The 2,595-nt window shown below is 28.4% G+C and carries 4 protein-coding genes; 3 read left to right on the forward strand and 1 reads right to left on the reverse strand.

What is annotated here, in order from left to right:
• The first annotated feature begins 91 nt into the window (after window positions 1-91).
• On the forward strand, window positions 92-589 hold the full coding sequence (locus FLB_RS07260; protein WP_157490573.1) for a hypothetical protein: 498 nt from the start codon (window positions 92-94) through the stop codon (window positions 587-589).
• Between the two features lie 146 nt (window positions 590-735).
• Here FLB_RS07260 and FLB_RS07265 read toward each other — a convergent pair whose 3' ends face one another.
• Window positions 736-1,026, reverse strand: coding sequence for a hypothetical protein (locus FLB_RS07265; protein WP_064715306.1), 291 nt, complete (start codon window positions 1,024-1,026; stop codon window positions 736-738).
• 232 nt (window positions 1,027-1,258) lie between these two features.
• Between FLB_RS07265 and FLB_RS07270 the strand changes: the two genes are divergently transcribed.
• The gene (locus FLB_RS07270) at window positions 1,259-1,642 is read left to right on the forward strand and encodes a hypothetical protein (protein ID WP_064715307.1); all 384 of its coding nucleotides are present in this window, start codon (window positions 1,259-1,261) and stop codon (window positions 1,640-1,642) included.
• A 272-nt stretch (window positions 1,643-1,914) separates the two neighbouring features.
• Window positions 1,915-2,544: a hypothetical protein gene (locus FLB_RS07275; RefSeq protein ID WP_157490574.1), complete on the forward strand. Its 630-nt coding sequence runs from the start codon at window positions 1,915-1,917 to the stop codon at window positions 2,542-2,544.
• The last annotated feature ends 51 nt before the right edge of the window (window positions 2,545-2,595 follow it).

Raw genomic sequence — 2,595 nt, forward strand, 5'->3', positions numbered from 1 at the left:
TCAGAAAAATAGCGCTAATTTAGTCCCAAACCGCCTGTAGCGCGGGAACGTTAGTGGCTATAAAACAGAAAAAACGCAGAAAAAACGAATTATGGAATACAAAAGAAATCTAAAATATATTACACCTACAATTGTGGTATTTTCAATTTCAATTGTTTATTTCTTAATAATGTTAGTCGTGAATTATAACGAAAAAGAAGAATTTATAATTAATAAATCTATTTCTGACTCCAGCTTTATATTCTTATTATTTTCTTCATTTACTGTTCCAGGATTTATTTTGCATTATCGATACGAAATGCTAAATAGAAACAGAAAAATAACTTTCAAGCAAAATTTTTTAGAAATAACAACAGAAACTGAAATTGAAAACATTCCATATTCAGACGTTATAGAAGTGGAAAATCATACTGTTGCGTGGCAAGTTCGAAATCCTTGGAGCGATTATAACTATGTCAAATTAAACTTGAAAAACGGAGAAAAAATATATTACAATTGTTTAACAGAAAAGATAAATTCAGAAAATAATTTACTAAAAAGTGACAGAATAAAAAAGTTTAAAATCGAAGATATATATCCGTGGTATTAATTTACAGCCACTAACAGCCACTACAACGGATTTGGGCATTGGGCTTAATGGAAAGTTGGTTTTGTATTTGGGATGATTTGGCAAATCCGAAAAATGGTCTTAATTTAACCCCAAACCCGCTGTAGTGCCAGAACGTTATGAGTAAGCTATTTCACGAAGAACTCTAAGAATGAAAATAACTTTTGTTCATCGCTAAATTCAAAGAAATCTATAACGTGAAATAAATTATCATCGTCAATTTCCGTAACGCTTAATCTCAAAGCATCTTCTATTGTTTCGCTATTATAGTGCATTTCTGAAAGAATTAGTTTCATTTCATCATCAACATTTAATTGATATTTATTTAAAACTAAAATTTTAGAATGACCATGGATAACTACTTTGTCAAACCATTTGAAATCGTGTTTTTCTTGTACTTTTTGAATTAATGTTTTCATAGTTGTAAATATTTAGCCTACTCATAACATCTAGTACAAAACACTAGGGTATTTCGGCTTTTGTTGTTAATTGTTTGTATTTGTTGTCATTGTTTTGCGGTGGAAGTCAATACGCTTTCTACTCCCTAGCGTCCTGTACTAGAGGAACGTTGGCAGACAGTTGACCAAAAAAACGGAAATTAATAGGAATTAAATCTTACTTAACATTTAGTTGCAAATTTTGAATTGAATTATGAAAAAATTAAAATTTGGACATTACTATTTAATATTTTTTGTGGCATTTTTGGTTTTTATACAATTAAGACATTTATATATACAAAATGAAATTAATAAAGACGGAAAATATATCGTGGTGAAATTTATATCTCGAATTGAAAAGCGAAAAACAATTGATTTTAATTTTTCATTTTATTTAAATGGCAAATTAGATACAACTAACGCTTCAGGAATAACTCGTGATATTTTGACGTCGAAAGCAAAAGAAAAAATCATAGATAGTTTAAAAGTAAATTCATATTACTTTGCAAAATGGAATCAAAAACATCCTGAAATATTAATAGTCAATCCTGAAAAACAAGTTACGGATTCTATGCTAATTAAACAATTTGGATTTTGAGAATAATTGTCTAAAATGAAAACTAGAAAATTAAAATTAGAACGTAAATAAATACAAAAAATAAAAAAGTGTAAGGTAAGAAATTTATAAAAATGAATATTCGAAAAAAAACAACCGATCTGCCAACACACGCTACAACGGATTTGGGCAATTGGCTTAATGGAAAGTTGGTTTTGTATTTGGGATAATTTTGCAAATCCGAAGAATGGGCTTAATTTAGTCCCAAACCCGCTGTAGCGCGGGAACGTTAGCGGTTACCTTAGAAAAGAAGAATGCGAAAACACAACAAGAAAATTTATTATTCAGCAGGATTAATTAGCATAATATTGCTTCCTGTTTTCTGTCTTATATATTTGAAAAGTATTGATGCATTCACTAATTATGGCTCTATAGATTTATATCGTTGGAATGGAAAAGATTTTAAAAAAGAAACTACTCAATTTTTAAATTCAAAGAAATTCAAGATTGTAAATCTAACAGGAAATATAGATTCAGATAGAGCAAAATTAAATATTGCCCAAAAAGATATAAAGAAAATAATTTCTACTAAAGATTCGATAAAAGGAATAAAATTTCATTTTGAAAAAAAATCAGAATATTGGTCTTTCATTCGAGTCATAGAGATTTTACAAATTGAGAAAGCTAAAGTTTATTTGCCATATAAAAATGACATTTGGTTTGCTAATCCAAGAACACCAAAACCAAACAAAAATTCTAAACAAATAAAATCATTTGTTTGCGGTACTCAATACACAATTTATGTTGACGAAACTGAATCAAATATTAAATGGCAAGAAATCATTGTAGTACTGAAAAAATATTACTTACCAATAATTGCATACATACTAATGATATTTTTCACTTTTAAACGAATTATGCACGAAAGAAAAGGCAACCGCTAACACACGCTACAAGCAATTTGGGTATTAGGCTTAATTTGAAATTGGTTTTGT

This window comes from Flavobacterium succinicans (genome assembly GCF_001662485.1).
Lineage (GTDB): Bacteria > Bacteroidota > Bacteroidia > Flavobacteriales > Flavobacteriaceae > Flavobacterium > Flavobacterium succinicans_A.